Raw genomic sequence first — 13,583 nt, 5'->3', positions numbered from 1 at the left:
AATTTATACTCGACCTTTCGCTTCTAGTGCTCGACGCACTGGCGCAAAACTCTTGCGATGAAATTCAGTTGCCCCAAATTGCGCGAGTTTTTCTAAATGGTAAGGCGTTGGGTAGCCTTTATGTTTTGCAAAACCATATTCTGGATAAGCTTTATCAAGCTCAACCATTTCTCTATCTCTAATCACTTTAGCCAAAATAGAGGCCGCACTAATTTCTTGAACCAAACTATCGCCCTTCACAACTGCTTGTGATGGCATTGATAATATTGGGCAGCGATTGCCATCTATTAACACAAAGTCAGGTGTAATACTTAAACCTGCAACAGCACGCTGCATAGCGAGCATCGTGGCATGCAGAATATTAATTTCATCAATTTCTTCGGGCTCAGCTCGCCCAATAAACCAACATAGTGCTTTTTCTTGAATCTCAATAAACAATTTTTCGCGTTTTTTTTCTGTTAGTTTTTTTGAGTCTGCTAACCCGCTAATCGGGTTTTTAGGATCCAGTATAACCGCAGCGGTGACAACTGCTCCCACCAAGGGACCACGCCCTACTTCATCAACACCAGCTATCAAGTTGGCTTTTGGGTATATAAAATCCATTAGTTTCTAACCAAATTCAAAACAGCATCAGCCGCTTGTTTATCTGCATCACAGCGTATCAGTTGATGAAGCTGTAAAAATGTGTCTTTGAGTTTATCAACCTGCTCCCCACCCTCTAAAAGTGGCATTAACTCCTGAGCTAATAGTTCAGGTTGACACTCTTCTTGTAGTAGCTCTTTGACTATTTCTTTTTCTGCTAACAAATTTGGTAACGAAACATAAGGTGTTTTCACTAACCGTTTTGCTAACCAAAAAGTGAATGGTTTCATCCGATAGCCGACGACCATAGGACATTTTGCTAGCATACATTCCAGTGCAGCCGTCCCAGATGCCAATAATGTTGCATCAGCTGAAATCATCGCATCTCGAGCCTGTCCATCTAACATATGAACCGTTAATTCAGGAGCAATTTCCTGCCGAATAAGTTCAAATTGCTCACGCCTTTTTTGATTGACGAGCGGAACCACAAGATGAATATCAGCAAATTTTTGATGTAAAATTTTGGCTGTTTTCAAAAAGTCAGCACTCAACATTTCTACTTCTGAATGGCGACTTCCCGGTAAAATAGCTAAGCATTTAACATGTTCGGGTATACCGAGGCGCTGTCTTGCAGCTTGTTTATCAACACAAAGCGGGATCGCATCAGCCATTGTATGCCCAATAAAGCGACAAGGCACATTAAAACGGTCATAGAAGGCTTTTTCAAATGGCAAAAAGGCAAGCACCAAGTTAGTTGCTCGTCCAATTTTAAATACGCGTTTTTGTCGCCATGCCCATACAGAGGGACTGACGTAATGAATAGTCTTGATGCCTTTCGATTTTAATCGCCCTTCTAAGGTAATATTAAAATCAGGCGCATCAATGCCCACAAAAATATCGGGCTGTAATTGAGTAAAACGTTGAGTAAGATCCTTGCGAATTGAGAGTAACCGAGGAAGCCGACCCAATACCTCGACGATTCCCATCACGGCTAACTCTTCCATTTCATACCAAGCTTCACAACCTTCAGCTTGCATTAATGGCCCAGCAATGCCAACAAAGCGTGCATTAGGGACTTGCTCTTTGAGTGCTCGAATTAGCCCTGCTCCAAGTATATCGCCAGACGTTTCCCCAGCAACAAGGCCAATAGTAAGTGGGCGGTTATCATTCGCCAAAATTCGCTCCTTAATAAAGGCCCTGACTTCGTTAATACCCGACCAATGCGGGATTAACGAATAATACCACGGTTAGATTCAGCTGCATTCTCAAGAAAATCACTAAACACTTTCACATGCGGGTTCGTTTGTGCAAGTACAGCAATTTCACTACGAGCTTCTTCTAATGGTTTGCCTGAACGATAAAGTATTTTATAGGCATTACGAATAGCATGCAGAGATTCTTTATCAAAACCACGACGTTTTAAGCCTTCAATATTCAAGCCATAAGGCGTTGCATGGTTGCCTTGTGCGATAACATAAGGTGGAACATCTTGTGCAACACCAGAGCAACCGCCAACCATAACATGGGCACCAATCTGACAAAATTGATGAACAGCCGTCATTCCACCGATGATTGCAAAATCACCAAGCGAGACATGCCCACCCAGTGTACCGTTATTTGCAATGATGCAACGATTACCAATAATACAGTCATGCGCAATATGCGCATTAACCATGAGTAGGTTATCATCACCAACTTTAGTTAAACAACCCCCTTGAGTCGTGCCACGATGAATCGTGACACTTTCTCTAATACGGTTTCTATCACCAACTTCAACGCGCGTTGGCTCACCTTGATATTTTAGGTCTTGGTTGATTTCACCAATCGAAGCAAACTGAAAGATCACATTATCACGGCCAATTTTTGTATGCCCATTAATGACAATGTGAGATTTGAGCTCGGTGCCTTCGCCTATTTCAACGTTAGCACCAATGTAACAAAAAGGGCCAATACGAACATTGGCACCAATACTAGCTCCATCTTCAACAATAGATGAGGGATGAATACAGGCTGTTTTATCAATCATATCAGACCTCACGGCGACGGGCACACATCATTTCTGCTTCGCAGGCCACTTCTCCATCAACTTTTGCAACACCTTTAAAACGTGCAACACCACGGCGTTCTTTAATAAACTCTACTTCCAAGATCATTTGATCTCCAGGTAAAACTGGACGTTTAAAGCGAGCGTTATCAATCGCTGCAAAATAGTACAATTCACCCGGTTCTAATTTACCCGTGCTTTTAAACGCAAGAATGCCCGTTGCTTGAGCCATTGCTTCTAGAATAAGAACACCTGGGAAAATTGGCTTGCCCGGGAAGTGACCTTGAAAAAAGGGTTCATTAAATGAAACATTTTTTACTGCACGTAAGGATTTGCCTTTTTCGAAATCCAAAACACGGTCAACCAAAAGAAACGGATAACGGTGCGGAAGCAGCTCTAAAATTTCTTCTATATTCAGAGTATGATTATCACTCATCGAAATACTCTTCCTGTCTATTAATACAATTTAATTAACGAATCGGCCCGCTTTAACCATTTATAATTGGTTAACTGGCAGGCCGGAAAAAGGTAACTCAGTTAGTTATTTTAACCTGAATTACAAAATGATTACTGTTTTTTTTGAGTTTGACTATCTAATTCACGCTCAACAGCCTTTAAACGCTTGTTTATCTCATTGATATTCAAGACTAAAGCTGCTGTTTTACGCCAAACTTTATTAGGCTGTAACGGAATACCCGAAGAGTATACACCAGGTTCTGTGATTGGTCTCATTACCATTCCCATACCCGTGACAGTCACTTTATCGCAGATTTCCATGTGACCGTTAATGACACTAGCACCGCCAATCATACAATAACGCCCAATTTTTAAGCTACCCGCCATAATAACACCACCTGCAACAGCAGTATTATCGCCGATAGTTACATTGTGCGCGATCTGACATTGGTTATCAATAATGACGCCATGACCAATAACTGTGTTATCTAATGCTCCGCGGTCAATTGTCGTACAAGCACCAATTTCAACACGGTCGCCAATAATAACCGTACCAAGTTGAGGTATTTTGATCCAATTTCCTCGATCATTAGCGTAGCCAAAACCATCAGAACCGATGACGGTTCCTGACTGGATTAAGCATTGCTCACCAATTTCAATATTATGGTAAACGCTGACATTTGCCCATAAGCGACTACCCGCACCAATGCGTGTATTTTTGCCAACAAAACAACCAGCACCAATCACGACATTATCACCAAGAACAACACCATTTTCGATAACAGCGTTAGCACCAATAGCGACATTTTTACCCATGATTGCATCACTCGCAATGACAGCCGAAGCATGGATATTTTCAGCCGGGCTTGGCGTTGTATCCAAAATTTGAGCCATTCGAGCATAAGCAAGATAAGGATTATCAACAATAAGCGCTGCAACCTTACAAGCATCGAGATCTTTCGCTGTCAATACAACGGCAGCAGCCTGACACTCCGCTAATTTGTCACTATAGCGGCTATCAGACAAAAATGTAATTTGTTGATTATTAGCTGAATACATCGGAGCAATACCGGTGATGACGATATCGCCATCACCGTGTAACTGTGCATTCAACTGCTGAGCAAGGTCAGCCAATCGAATTGAAGGCATCTATTATTTAACCTGTTTTTGAACCTGACTGGTGATGTCCACGCTATCTTTTGCATAAGCCACTGCATTTGCATCAATAACAACATCATAGCCTTCTTTGGCTGCAACAGATTTAATAGAATCCTGAATACGACTTAGAATTTTATTGCGCTCTTCAGATTGACGACGACGGTTATCTTCTTCAAATTTCTGCGCTTTTTCTGCAAACTGATCACGCTTAGTCATCAGCTCTTTTTCTGCTTTTTCACGATCGCTTTGCTTCATTGTTGCAGCATCACGGCGTAATGTTTCTACGCGCGACTGTAAATCTTTTTCCATGTTCTGCAATTCTGTCGCACGGCTTTTGAATTCATTCTCAAGCTGCTTAGCTACAGTTTCACGTGCAGGCATATTCTGGAAAATTTCACCAACGTTTACTACAGCAATTTTATCTGCATAAGCACCTGCAGACATAGCTAAAGCCAAACTCACACCTGCCGCACACAACAATTTTTTCACACGAAACTCCTTAACCCATATTTATGGCTGGAAATTTTGGAAACCCTTACATTATTTGTAAGGGCTTTCCTTCGGTAGACATGGTCTAGATTACCATGTTTTACCAATATTGAATTGGAACTGTTCTGATTTATCGCCTTCGTAATCTTTAATAGGTTGCGCATAGGAGAAGACCAGAGGTCCAAGTGGCGATATCCACTGTAAGGCAATACCGGCGGATGCTCGGACATTCGTTGCTTTACCATAGTCAGGCATGCCCTGACGTAAATTAGGTTTAATATTATTCCAGTTGGTATCCCACACAGTACCTGCATCAACAAATAACGAGGTACGTACAGTATTCGAATATTTCTCATCAATGAACGGTGTTGGTGTAATCAGCTCAAATGTAGCTACGTACATTGCATTACCACCTACTGCATCACTTGACGGACTACCCGGTTCAGGTCCTATTTTTCCATTCACATCTCTCAAATAAACAGCTTTTGGTCCGATATTATTTGAACGGAAACCACGTAGTGTGCTAGACCCACCCGCATAGAAGTTTTCGTAGAATGGCATTTGCTTACCACCAAGACCATCACCGAATCCTGCTTGAGCACGCCCAAGAACAACCCAAGTAGCATCTTCATTAATTGGATAGTATTGAGCAGTATCAAACCGCAGTTTGTAGTATTCGTTATCCGAACCTGGAACAGTGACTTTACCTGAGAGGCTTGTTTTGTTACCCGATGTCGGGAAGAAACCACGGTCTAAGGAGTTATAAGTCCAACCTAAGTTCAGTGTAAAGTCATCCGCATCAAACTTCTCTTTATTGCGACCATCTGCATTAATAGGTGGGTAACTCCCCATTGAATTGAGGTATTCCCACATTGCAGCTTGAGGACGCATATCAGACAATGAGTTATGAACATAACCCGCACCGATACGGAATGAGTTATTCTCATTGAATGGGAAGCTTAAGAAGCTATCTAAACCATAAGTTTTATTCGTATAGCCCGATAGGTCAGCATCTTTCGCTCGGAAATCGTTGAAGAAAATACGACCACCTAAGCTAACACCATTAACGGTAAAGTATGGATCAGTAAATGACATTTCAACGTTAGTCGAGTAGTCATTCTTACTTGCGCTGATCCCAACGGCATTACCAGTTCCCAGCCAGTTATCTTGTGTTACACCTACTTGGAAACTAACACCACTTTCGGTACCAAAGCCGACACCAAAGTTCATAGAACCTGTATTACGTTCTTTAACTTTGTAAATTACATCAACTTGGTCTGGGCTACCCGGTATACGTTGAGTTTCTACATCAACCGTTTCGAAGAATCCTGTACGATTAAGACGTTCTTTACCTAATTCAACAAGATCATTCCCTAGCCAAGCACCTTCCATCTGACGCATTTCACGTCGTAGAACAGTATCTTTACTCGTGTCATTCCCTTGGAAACGAATTTGGCGAACATAAAAACGGTTACCTGCATCGATATTGACATGCAGTTTAACAGTTTTATCTTCATCGTTAATTTCTGGTTGAGTCATTACACGTGGGTAGGCATAACCATAACGACCGAGAAGATCCTTAATTTTGTTTTCCATACTCGTTACCTGTGCACCGTTGTACAGTTCACCAGGCGTGATAGTAATGAGCTCTTGAATTTCAGTCAGATGATCTGCTGTATTACCATTTACCTCAACACCGGAGATCTTATATTGATCACCTTCTGTGACGTTAATCGTAATGTAGATATCTTTTTTGTCTGGCGTCAAGCTTACCTGAGTGGAATCAATGTTAAAACGAGCATAACCACGGTCAAGATAGAAGCTACGAAGGATTTCTAAGTCACCAGCCAGTTTTTGTTTTTGATATTTTTGGTCTGCAGCTAAGTTCCACCATGGCACATCATCGCGTAACTGGAGTTTATTAACCAGTTCCGCTGTCGTGTATTTTTTGTTACCGACGACGTTTATCTGCTGAATTTTTGCAGATACGCCTTCAGAGAACACAAATTTTAAATCAACACGATTACGTGGTAGTGGCGTAGCAACCGCTTTTACTGTTGCATTGTACTTACCAACGCTGTAGTAAAAATCTTCTAGACCTTTCTCAATGTTAGCTATTGTCGTGCGGTCAAGGGCTTCACCAACACGGATGTTGGATGCTTCCAAGTTCTGTTTGAGCATATCATCTTTTACAGATTTGTTACCTGTAAAGGTGATACTCGCAATGGTTGGTCGCTCTTTAACTTGAACGATCAGCGTATTTCCATCACGCAGGACCCTAACATCTTCGAAGTTACCGGTGGAGAATAGGGAACGAATTGAACGGCTAATATCTTCGTTATCAATCGAATCACCTACCCTGACAGGCATGTTCAATAATGCTGCACCAACGGCGACGCGTTGTAGACCTTCGAAACGAATGTCTTTAACTACGAATCCGTCTGAACCGTATGCAGTGGCGCTGCCGAGTAGCAGCGACGCTATGAGCAACTTTTTCATCGCCATCGTTGTTATGCGTATTCCTTACTGGTCCCCAGCTTTCTTATTAGAAGCGAGAGAAATCATTAAAAAGTGCAAGTCCCATTAACAGAATCAATGCCATTGCACCTATCCGATAACTAAAGTCTTGTACACGCTCAGACACTGGACTTCCTTTAATTTTTTCAATTAATAAGAAGAGCAAATGCCCACCATCTAATACAGGCAATGGAAACAAATTGATAATGCCCAAATTCACGCTTATCAGCGCAATGAACATCAAATAATATACCAAGCCTGATTCTGCCGATACCCCCGCACCTTTAGCGATAGAGATCGGTCCACTCAAGTTGTTAAGTTTGACATCCCCAACAACCAATTTACCCATCATATTCACAGTCAGTTTCATTAACTGCCAAGTTTTATCGCTAGCTTGGAAGAATGCATCGAATGGCCCATATTGCTGCAACATTCTATATTCATCTGCTAACGGTAACACTGATAGTTCAACTCCCGCAAATCCAATTTTTTCCCCACCCGCTCCATTTTGGCTATCAGGTGTTAGTGTGAGAGAGATAATTTGCTTATTTCTTTCGACATCTAATTTCAAAGGTTCATTCGGACTATTACGAATAAACCGCGTTACAGGTGTCCATAGATCTATGGCATTTCCATTAACACCGACAATTCTATCGCCCGGCTGTAAACCAGCTCGTTCACCCGCAAGCCCCGGTGAGACTTTTGATATGACAGGATCTATCCTTGCCGAAACAGGCATGATGCCCATAGAGAGAATAGGATCCTGTTTTTCAGGATCAAATGCCCATGTACTCAAATCGATAGTTTTAGTGACTGGTTCATTAAACCCTTCTGGGAGTACTTCAGCAGTCAATTCACGGTCGCCAATTTTACCCACTAATGCTAAGCGAATTGAATTCCAATCAGGCGTTTCGATACCATCAATCGATTTTAGTTCCATTCCAGGCAAAATATTTGCCGTAGCAGCAATGGAATTGGGCTGTACATCTTCAACGATAGGGCGCACAGATGGCAGGCCTATCATGAATACAACCCAGTAGACAACAATCGCAAGTAAAAAGTTCGCAATTGGGCCCGCACTAATAATTGCCGCTCGCTGACCAATAGTTTTATTATTAAATGCCAGATGGCGACGTTCAGGACTGACATCTCCAACCCGTTCATCTAGCATTTTGACATAACCGCCTAATGGGATCATGGCAATAACAAATTCAGTACCTTGACGGTCGACTTTACGCAATAACGTTTTCCCAAAACCAATCGAAAAACGTTCAACATAAACACCACAGCGGCGTGCAACCCAGAAGTGACCAAATTCATGTACGGTAATCAACACACCAATGGCGATGATAAATGCCGCTAAACTCCAGAAAAATCCCATTATTTATATCTATCCTAGAGACCAAAGCCATTAAATATTAATAAATTCAGGCCAGCAAATACAGGTATTGCGGCTGTTAGACTATCAATTCGGTCAAGAATTCCACCGTGCCCAGGAATTAAATGGCTGCTATCTTTAATACCTGATTGCCGTTTAAACATACTTTCAGTCAAATCACCAAATACAGATACTACAACAACAATAATTGATGTAACTAGCAAATAATCAGGCATAACTGGGATAGGTGAGAATAAACTAAATAACCATGAGATGATACCTGCGGTAATCAACCCGCCAACAAGACCTTCCCAAGTTTTACCCGGTGAAACTTTTGGTGCCATTTTATGACGTCCTAGTGTTCGCCCAAAGGCATAAGCACCTGAGTCAGCTCCCCACACTAGCAACATGACATACAGTAGCCACCAAGCGCCGAAGAAGGTATCACTATGGTAACCAATGGTTCTCAGTACCATCATTCCGCAATAAAAAGGAATAATAGTTAACACACCAAATAGCACTTGTATGATGACAGACTTGCCCCAAACTTTAGCTGACTCAGGAAACGTCACTACTAATAAAATAGCAATAACCCACCAAGCAAGCCCGGCCCATAAGCCATATAAAATGATCGGCTCATTGGCAAGTGTTGTTATATCTGAAAAAGAAAGCTGCATTAGCAATAATACAATCGCAAATACAACCGCGAGCCCGATACGCTTTGCTTGGCAATGCCAACCTGCAAATTGAGCCCACTCCCATGCACCTAATGCACACACAGCAATAACGACGTAACCGAAAGCTGCCGGTGAAAGTAAAAAAAGAGCTGCAATGACTAATGGGATTAGAACAATCGCAGTAATTAAACGATATTTCAGCACAAATTACCCCTTTTATTTAACGAGCTCATCATCGGACTCAGCCCCACCATAACGTCGCTCGCGTTGAGTAAATGCATCAATTGCATTCTGAAACACCATTTCATCAAAATCTGGCCACAGTACATTGGTGAAATAAAGTTCCGCATAAGCGATCTGCCATAACAAAAAATTACTAATGCGGTGCTCACCACCTGTTCTGATAACCAAATCAACATGTTCTTGATTATGCATACAAATATGATTATTGATTGTATTTTCATTTATATCATCAATAGAGAGTTCATCGTTTTTTATTCGCTCAAAAATTTGCTTCATACTATTAGCGATATCCCAACGACCACCATAGTTAGCTGCAATATTTAGTCTCAAGCCTGTATTGTTCGCAGTAAGTTCTTCCGCTTTTTTGATTCGTTTTTGAAGGCGCTCACTAAACCGACCAATATCACCAATAACCAACAATTTAACATTATTTTTATGTAAATTTTTTACTTCGTTATCCAGTGCAAAAACGAATAACTCCATAAGAGAGCTCACTTCTTTTTCAGGCCTTCTCCAATTTTCACTACTAAATGCATACAATGTCAGTGAGCTAATTTTATTTTTCACTGAAAAGCGTACTGCATTACGCACAGATTCAACGCCAGCCTTGTGCCCAGTAATTCTCAGCTTTCCTCTCTGCTTTGCCCAACGCCCATTGCCATCCATGATGATAGCAACATGCTTTGGTATCATTGAGTTGGAGAGACTTTCACCTCTAGAGTTCATTAAATATTAATCCTTGTATGCACAGCGTTGAGAATTCAGCATAATGATAACCGTTCTTATTAAAATTACTGATAAGATACGTCCTTAATTCTCGACTAACTACTGACATTATCTTTCGTTTTTATATGTATTACATATTAAAGAGTTATTATGCCTATCAGCAACTAAATAAATCACATACTACACGGAAAATGTATGTTTGATTAGTTGTGCAGCTTCGCAACGAGCCTGATTATCGATGTCTAAGACCTCATCAATAGACACTGGTTCAGATAAATGTAATTTTTCTAATGTATTTAGGTTAATTTTTGCGATGTCAGTAAAGCGAATTTTACCGTCAAGGAATGCGTCCACAGCAATTTCATTTGCCCCATTGAGCACTGTTGTTGCAGCTTGCCCTTCATGACATGCATCGATAGCTAGTTTCAAACAAGGGTAACGCTGATAATCAGGTTGAACAAATGTTAATGATGATAGTTTTGTAAAGTCTAGCGCTTCAACACCTGAAAAAATACGTTTAGGATAAGCCATGCTATAGGAAATCGGTGTGCACATATCTGGCGTACCCAATTGAGCAATAACACTACCATCTCTATAACGAACCATTGAATGGATAACAGATTGAGGATGTATGATCACTTCCATTTGCTGTTGATTTGCATTAAAGAAATAACACGCCTCGATATACTCCAGTCCCTTATTCATCATGGTTGCAGAATCGACTGAAATTTTACGCCCCATCGACCAGTTAGGGTGATTGCACGCTTCATCAGGAGTTACATTATCGAAATGTGACAAAGGAGTGTCTCTAAAAGGACCACCAGAGCCAGTCAAAATTATACTAGAGATCCCTGATGCTGATAAATCAGCAAAACCGAGATTTAATTGAATAACTTCCGGTAAACTCTGAAAAATGGCATTGTGTTCGCTATCTATTGGGAAAACAGTTGCGCCATGTTCACGAATCGCATTAAAGAATAGTCGACCACTGGTAATCAATGCTTCTTTATTCGCTAATAAAATTCTTTTACCTTTACGGATAGCAGCTAAGGTAGGGAGAAGTCCTGCAACCCCAGTAATTGCAGACATTACTTGGTCAACGTCATCTAATCCTGCCAATTGAATTGCAGCTTCTCGACCAGATAAAACGTCTGTTTTACAGTTATGCTCAGATAAAATAACACGTAGTGCTTGTGCTGATGATTCATCAGTCATTGAGGCATATAAGGGTTGGAATTCAAGACATTGACTTGCTAGTTCAGTGACATTTTTGCCTGCAACTAGTGCAATAATTTGAAATTTATCAGGATTATTTCTTACAACGGAAAGTGTACTTTGACCAATTGAACCTGTAGATCCCAGAATAGTAAGACGTTTCATTGTGGCGGATGCTCTGTATTTATTCAATACTGAGATTATATCAGCTTGAGTGAATAGAAAGGATGTTTATTAGATATGAATATACTCATAATACTTCAAGCCGCAGCATTGTTGACTTCACTCATTCGCGCTAGCCACCTATGCTCCTAGCAACTCATTTACTTGTAGCCTAACGACAACTTGAAATACTTATTAAAATATAAAACCATCAAGGTTTTTACCCAGATGGTTTTATTGATTCAATGGATTAGAAATCCATCAATTCTGTTTCTTTGTTAGCTAATGCTTCATCAACTTTCTTGATATAGCTATCAGTCATTTTTTGGATTTCATCTTGTGAACGACGTTCATCATCTTCACTAATTTCTTTATCTTTCAGTAACGCTTTAACTTTATCGTTAGCATCACGACGTACGTTACGAACAGCTATACGGCCATGTTCTGCTTCTGCACGCACAACTTTGATTAGGTCTTTACGACGCTCTTCTGTCAGTGCTGGAAGTGGTACACGAATAACCGTACCCGCTGATGATGGGTTTAATCCCAAATCAGATGACATGATTGCTTTTTCAATCGCAGGAGACATTGAGCGATCAAATACAGAAATAGCTAAAGTTCGAACGTCTTCTACAGTGACGTTTGCCAATTGACGTAAAGGTGTTGCTGAACCATAGTAATCAACCATGATACCATCAAGTAAACTTGGTGAAGCACGACCTGTACGAACTTTGCTAATCTGGTTTTTTAATGCTTCAACGCTCTTTTCCATACGGTCTTGAGCATCTTTTTGGATTTCATTAATCACGTTTTCAACCCTTAAGAACTGGTTATTAAAGGCCGCAAGGCAGCCTCGCTTAAATTTTCTGAATTTACGTTAGATGATACAGTTAAACGTAGGTTGTGTCTCTGAGTATTAATTGTGAGAAATCAGAGTTCCTTCATTTTCGCCCATTACAACACGGCGTAAAGCACCTGGCTTATTCATATTGAAAACACGAATAGGCAAGTTATGGTCACGAGCTAACGTAAATGCGGCCAAATCCATCACTTTTAATTCACGCTCAAGCACTTCTTGGTAATTAAGTGTTTCATAAAGCACTGCATCTGGGTTTTTTGCAGGATCTGCTGAATAAACACCATCAACTTTGGTTGCTTTCAATACAATATCAGCTTCGATCTCAATACCGCGCAAACATGCGGCAGAGTCTGTTGTAAAGAATGGATTACCTGTTCCCGCAGAAAAAATAACAACACGACCGTGACGTAGTAGGCTAATAGCCTCAGCCCAGCTATAGTTGTCACATACGCCATTGAGTGGAATAGCAGACATCAGTCTTGCATTCACATAAGCACGATGCAAAGCATCACGCATGGCGAGCCCGTTCATTACAGTTGCTAGCATTCCCATATGGTCACCTACCACACGGTTCATACCCGCTTGTGCCAAACCAGCACCACGAAACAGGTTACCACCGCCAATAACGACACCGACCTGTATACCCAGTTCTATGAGTTCTTTGATTTCCTGAGCCATACGATCTAAAACGCTAGCATCGATACCAAAACCTTCTGCGCCTTGTAAGGCTTCACCACTGAGCTTAAGCAGAATACGTTGATAAACAGGTTTTGCATTGGTTGCCATGGTGTTCTGTCCTACACAGATAATTTATTGGGGATAATACACGCGAAAAGATTAAAAATTCCACGCATCTACAGATTCTGTACCTTTAATAATTCAATTTTTAAATATAAAGGAACAGTGAGTATACACAAAATAGTTCAGGTTGCATGAACATGGCAAGAGTATCTCCCAGTGGTCATATAGGTCACTCTATGGTCTGGGGTGCAGGCTCTGCCTGCATGTGCTGCCAATGGCAACTTGAAAGCATGACGTGTATAAAACAGAGCCGCCAAAAGGCGGCTCTTTTAGAAC

General features: G+C 41.1%; 13 protein-coding genes. All 13 read right to left on the bottom strand.

Annotated features, from left to right (window positions below):
• Positions 1 to 3 precede the first annotated feature (3 nt).
• The 13 genes from rnhB to pyrH all read right to left on the bottom strand — a co-directional run bounded on the left by rnhB (position 4) and on the right by pyrH (position 13,292).
• Positions 4 to 603, bottom strand: coding sequence for a ribonuclease HII (gene rnhB / locus OOA_RS13930; protein ID WP_008912796.1), 600 nt, complete (start codon positions 601 to 603; stop codon positions 4 to 6).
• A complete protein-coding gene (gene lpxB, locus OOA_RS13925) occupies positions 603 to 1,757 on the bottom strand; it encodes a lipid-A-disaccharide synthase (protein WP_008912795.1) in 1,155 nt (384 codons plus the stop codon). The genes rnhB and lpxB overlap by 1 nt, the downstream gene beginning before the upstream one ends.
• 53 nt (positions 1,758 to 1,810) lie before the next feature.
• Positions 1,811 to 2,608 carry an acyl-ACP--UDP-N-acetylglucosamine O-acyltransferase gene (lpxA, locus tag OOA_RS13920; protein ID WP_008912794.1) on the bottom strand — a complete coding sequence of 266 codons (798 nt, stop codon included), beginning with the start codon at positions 2,606 to 2,608 and terminating at the stop codon, positions 1,811 to 1,813.
• A gap of 1 nt (position 2,609) precedes the next feature.
• On the bottom strand, positions 2,610 to 3,062 hold the full coding sequence (gene fabZ / locus OOA_RS13915) for a 3-hydroxyacyl-ACP dehydratase FabZ (RefSeq protein WP_008912793.1): 453 nt from the start codon (positions 3,060 to 3,062) through the stop codon (positions 2,610 to 2,612).
• 131 nt (positions 3,063 to 3,193) lie between these two features.
• Positions 3,194 to 4,231, bottom strand: coding sequence for a UDP-3-O-(3-hydroxymyristoyl)glucosamine N-acyltransferase (gene lpxD, locus OOA_RS13910; RefSeq protein WP_008912792.1), 1,038 nt, complete (start codon positions 4,229 to 4,231; stop codon positions 3,194 to 3,196).
• A 3-nt stretch (positions 4,232 to 4,234) separates the two neighbouring features.
• On the bottom strand, positions 4,235 to 4,729 hold the full coding sequence (skp, locus tag OOA_RS13905; protein ID WP_008912791.1) for a molecular chaperone Skp: 495 nt from the start codon (positions 4,727 to 4,729) through the stop codon (positions 4,235 to 4,237).
• Between the two features lie 90 nt (positions 4,730 to 4,819).
• Positions 4,820 to 7,234: an outer membrane protein assembly factor BamA gene (gene bamA, locus OOA_RS13900; RefSeq protein WP_008912790.1), complete on the bottom strand. Its 2,415-nt coding sequence runs from the start codon at positions 7,232 to 7,234 to the stop codon at positions 4,820 to 4,822.
• Between the two features lie 40 nt (positions 7,235 to 7,274).
• Positions 7,275 to 8,630 (bottom strand): sigma E protease regulator RseP, encoded by a 1,356-nt coding sequence (gene rseP, locus OOA_RS13895; protein WP_201764602.1) that lies wholly within the window; start codon positions 8,628 to 8,630, stop codon positions 7,275 to 7,277.
• Positions 8,631 to 8,641: 11 nt separating this feature from the next.
• Positions 8,642 to 9,505 carry a phosphatidate cytidylyltransferase gene (gene cdsA, locus OOA_RS13890; protein ID WP_008912788.1) on the bottom strand — a complete coding sequence of 288 codons (864 nt, stop codon included), beginning with the start codon at positions 9,503 to 9,505 and terminating at the stop codon, positions 8,642 to 8,644.
• Between the two features lie 12 nt (positions 9,506 to 9,517).
• Positions 9,518 to 10,270: a polyprenyl diphosphate synthase gene (gene uppS, locus OOA_RS13885; RefSeq protein WP_008912787.1), complete on the bottom strand. Its 753-nt coding sequence runs from the start codon at positions 10,268 to 10,270 to the stop codon at positions 9,518 to 9,520.
• Positions 10,271 to 10,450: 180 nt separating this feature from the next.
• On the bottom strand, positions 10,451 to 11,650 hold the full coding sequence (ispC, locus tag OOA_RS13880) for a 1-deoxy-D-xylulose-5-phosphate reductoisomerase (RefSeq protein WP_008912786.1): 1,200 nt from the start codon (positions 11,648 to 11,650) through the stop codon (positions 10,451 to 10,453).
• Positions 11,651 to 11,897: 247 nt separating this feature from the next.
• A complete protein-coding gene (gene frr, locus OOA_RS13875; protein WP_008912785.1) occupies positions 11,898 to 12,455 on the bottom strand; it encodes a ribosome recycling factor in 558 nt (185 codons plus the stop codon).
• Between the two features lie 108 nt (positions 12,456 to 12,563).
• Positions 12,564 to 13,292 carry a UMP kinase gene (gene pyrH, locus OOA_RS13870; protein ID WP_008912784.1) on the bottom strand — a complete coding sequence of 243 codons (729 nt, stop codon included), beginning with the start codon at positions 13,290 to 13,292 and terminating at the stop codon, positions 12,564 to 12,566.
• Between the last annotated feature and the right edge of the window lie 291 nt (positions 13,293 to 13,583).

The sequence above is a fragment of the Providencia burhodogranariea DSM 19968 genome (assembly GCF_000314855.2).
Classification (GTDB): domain Bacteria; phylum Pseudomonadota; class Gammaproteobacteria; order Enterobacterales; family Enterobacteriaceae; genus Providencia; species Providencia burhodogranariea.
This window is presented reverse-complemented; position numbering and strand designations above follow the sequence as displayed.

Bases quoted from the DNA above. Each gene is read 5' to 3' on its own strand.
- lpxA (WP_008912794.1), bottom strand. From the start codon at position 2,608: ATGATTGATAAAACAGCCTGTATTCATCCCTCATCTATTGTTGAAGAT.
- bamA (WP_008912790.1), bottom strand. From the start codon at position 7,234: ATGGCGATGAAAAAGTTGCTCATAGCGTCGCTGCTACTCGGCAGCGCC.
- uppS (WP_008912787.1), bottom strand. From the start codon at position 10,270: ATGAACTCTAGAGGTGAAAGTCTCTCCAACTCAATGATACCAAAGCAT.
- ispC (WP_008912786.1), bottom strand. From the start codon at position 11,650: ATGAAACGTCTTACTATTCTGGGATCTACAGGTTCAATTGGTCAAAGT.
- fabZ (WP_008912793.1), bottom strand. From the start codon at position 3,062: ATGAGTGATAATCATACTCTGAATATAGAAGAAATTTTAGAGCTGCTT.
- lpxD (WP_008912792.1), bottom strand. From the start codon at position 4,231: ATGCCTTCAATTCGATTGGCTGACCTTGCTCAGCAGTTGAATGCACAG.
- rnhB (WP_008912796.1), bottom strand. From the start codon at position 603: ATGGATTTTATATACCCAAAAGCCAACTTGATAGCTGGTGTTGATGAA.
- pyrH (WP_008912784.1), bottom strand. From the start codon at position 13,292: ATGGCAACCAATGCAAAACCTGTTTATCAACGTATTCTGCTTAAGCTC.